Annotated in this window: 2 protein-coding genes and 1 pseudogene; 1 reads left to right on the forward strand and 2 read right to left on the reverse strand. The window is 70.8% G+C overall.

Annotated elements, in window-relative coordinates:
• Positions 1-1,059: an ABC transporter substrate-binding protein gene (locus HUK84_RS15095; RefSeq protein WP_374729370.1), complete on the forward strand. Its 1,059-nt coding sequence runs from the start codon at positions 1-3 to the stop codon at positions 1,057-1,059.
• A 26-nt stretch (positions 1,060-1,085) separates the two neighbouring features.
• Here HUK84_RS15095 and HUK84_RS15100 read toward each other — a convergent pair whose 3' ends face one another.
• Entirely contained in the window at positions 1,086-1,997 is a 912-nt protein-coding gene (locus HUK84_RS15100) for an aromatic ring-hydroxylating oxygenase subunit alpha (protein WP_246285709.1), read from the reverse strand.
• 11 nt (positions 1,998-2,008) lie between these two features.
• A pseudogene (locus tag HUK84_RS15105) lies at positions 2,009-2,379 on the reverse strand (ABC transporter permease); the annotation flags it as partial.

A 2,379-nucleotide genomic window follows, 5' to 3' on the forward strand; every position in this document is an offset into this window, starting at 1 on the left:
GTGGTGGGCGTCGGGGCGGTGGTCGCGGGTGGGCTGGTGTTGCGTCATGCGCGGCATTCTCCGGCGGTTGCCGGCAGGACGCCGCTGGAGGGGACGTTCCGGCGGCTGGTCCTGTCCTGGCCCGCGACCAATCCGATGCTGTTCGCTGTGGCGCGGGCCAATTTCTTCGCCAGCTATCATCTGGACGTATCCCTGGCCGGCGGCGTGCCGAACGGGCGGGCGGCGATCGTCGCCCTCGCGGCGGGGCGGGCGGTCGGCGCGGTGTCGCCGATCCTGACATGGCTGGATGTGTATCAGCAGGGGGGCCTGCAGGGAGGCCAGCATGGCAGGGTGCCGGCGCATCTGGTGGCCGGCCTGCAATCGGGCACGTTCCGGCTGCTGGTGCGGCGCAAGGTGAAGATCACCCGGCTGGACAACGTGGCGGGCCTGCGGATCGCGGTGACGGATCCGGACATGGCGGACCGGCTGTTCTTCTCGGTCATGATGCGGCGGAAGGGGATCGATCCGGACAGGGCCGTACAGTGGCTGACGCTGCCGCCGGAGCAGGTGGAGGCGGCCGCGCGGGCCGGGGAGATCGATGCGGTCGCGGCGCATGATCCGCTGGCGTGGCGGCTGTTGCATGCGGCCGATTCGCCGTTCTTCGAACTGGCCAACAGCGTGAACGGCAATTACGGGGCGCGCGCCAACCTGGCCCTGAGCCTGTCGGATACGTTCCTCCAGGCCGATCCGGCGGCTGCGGCGGCGCTGGTCATGGCGTTGCGCGCGGCGTCGGACTGGATCCGCGACCATCCGGCGCAGGCGGCGTCGCTGATGGCGGGGCAGGGCGATGGGACGGGGCAGGCCGACATCCTGGCGATGCTGCGCCATGAGCGGCTGGGCGTCAGCCCGGTGGGCGCCGATCTGCGGGTGCAGGTGGCGCAATATGTGGACGAGATGAAATTGCTGGGGCGGGTGCCGGATACGGTCGGTTCGGCGGCCTATGCGCGGCGGGTCTGTTTCAACGCCCTGCAGGCCGATGCGGCGCGGTCGTTCTGGCCGCTGGGAGCGGGGCCGCGTTAGGGCCGCGTGAGGGAGAGAGCGCGCGGTCAGGCGGCGCCGTAGCGTATGTTCTGTTCCTTCAGCCAGCGCCGGTAGGCGACCGAGAGGGAGTCGGCGCGGGTGGGGATTTCGGCGCGGGGATCGAGCGGCAGCAGGCGGGGGCGCTGGTTTTCCAGGATGATCCGGTCCTGGAGGAAGATGCGTTGCTGGAACTGGACGAGATCGGCCTGCGGCGAGAAATCGTCGAGCAGGAACATGACCGGGTGGGCCAGGCAGCGATCGGGCGCGGTGGGCTGGACGAACAGGGCGATCACGTCCGGGCGGACCGGGTCGTTGGGGCAGGTCTTGTAGAGCAGCGTCACGAAGGGGGTGGCGACGCGGTAGATATAGCGGGTTTCGAGCGCCGCCTGGGCCGAGCGGGCTGCCTGGGGCTGGTGGAAGCGGCAGTCGGTGGCCCAGACCTCGGTCGCGCCACCGGTCATGCTGTCGGTTGTGTCGCGGCGCAGTTCGGTGTGGTAGCGCGCGACCTCGGTATGCGGTTCGGCGCCCAGTATGCCGGTATGGACGAAGGGGAAATGCGCGAGGTCGAGGAAATTCTCGACCACGCGCAGGCCGGAGGCGTGCACCGCGACCGAGCCGCAGCAGACGAGGCGGCGGTCGGGTTCGGCGGCCTCGGGGATGGCGACGGGGGACGCGGGCGGGGTGCCGAGGCTGGTCCAGAGGCAGCCGTGGCGGAGGGCCGTCGGCAAAAGGGTGTCGCCGGCCGTTACCCGGAACGTGCCGTGATCCTGGCGGCGGATCAGCAGGTCGGTGCCGAGCAGGCTTGTGTGGTGATCGCCCGGGGGGAGATGATCGAGGAAACCGACGGCGTACCAGGCATCGCGGACGGCGCGGTCCTGCGGATCGGAGGGCGTGGCGGTCTGGGGCGTGGCAGTCTGGGGCGCGGGTGCCTGGGTCATGCGGAGCCTCGTCAGCGGACGTTGCGGTGGTAGGGCACGCCGAGGGCGGCCGGGGCGGCCATGATGCGGCGCATGCGGTGCCAGACCACCACCGGAACGATGATGAACGCCATTGTGCCCAGATAGGGCAGCATATTGAGGAAGGCGGGCGCGATCGGCCAGTTGCGGGCCTGGCCCACATAGGCCAGCGCGGTGATCAGGCCGAACAGCAGGCCGGAGCAGGTGGCCGCGAAGGGGCGGTAGCCGGCGAAGATGACCAGGGCCAGGGCGATCCAGCCGCGGCCGGCGACCAGGCCCTCGGACCAGACGGGAACGTAGGCCAGGGTGAGGTAGCCCCCGTCGGCCCCGGCCAGCGCGGCGCCCAGGGTGACGTACCAGAAGC

It is taken from the genome of Nguyenibacter vanlangensis (assembly GCF_013376155.1).
Lineage (GTDB): Bacteria > Pseudomonadota > Alphaproteobacteria > Acetobacterales > Acetobacteraceae > Gluconacetobacter > Gluconacetobacter vanlangensis.

What these genes read in the sequence shown, in the direction of transcription:
- HUK84_RS15100 (WP_246285709.1), bottom strand. Translation starts at nt 1,997, where the DNA reads ATGACCCAGGCACCCGCGCCCCAGACTGCCACGCCCCAGACCGCCACG.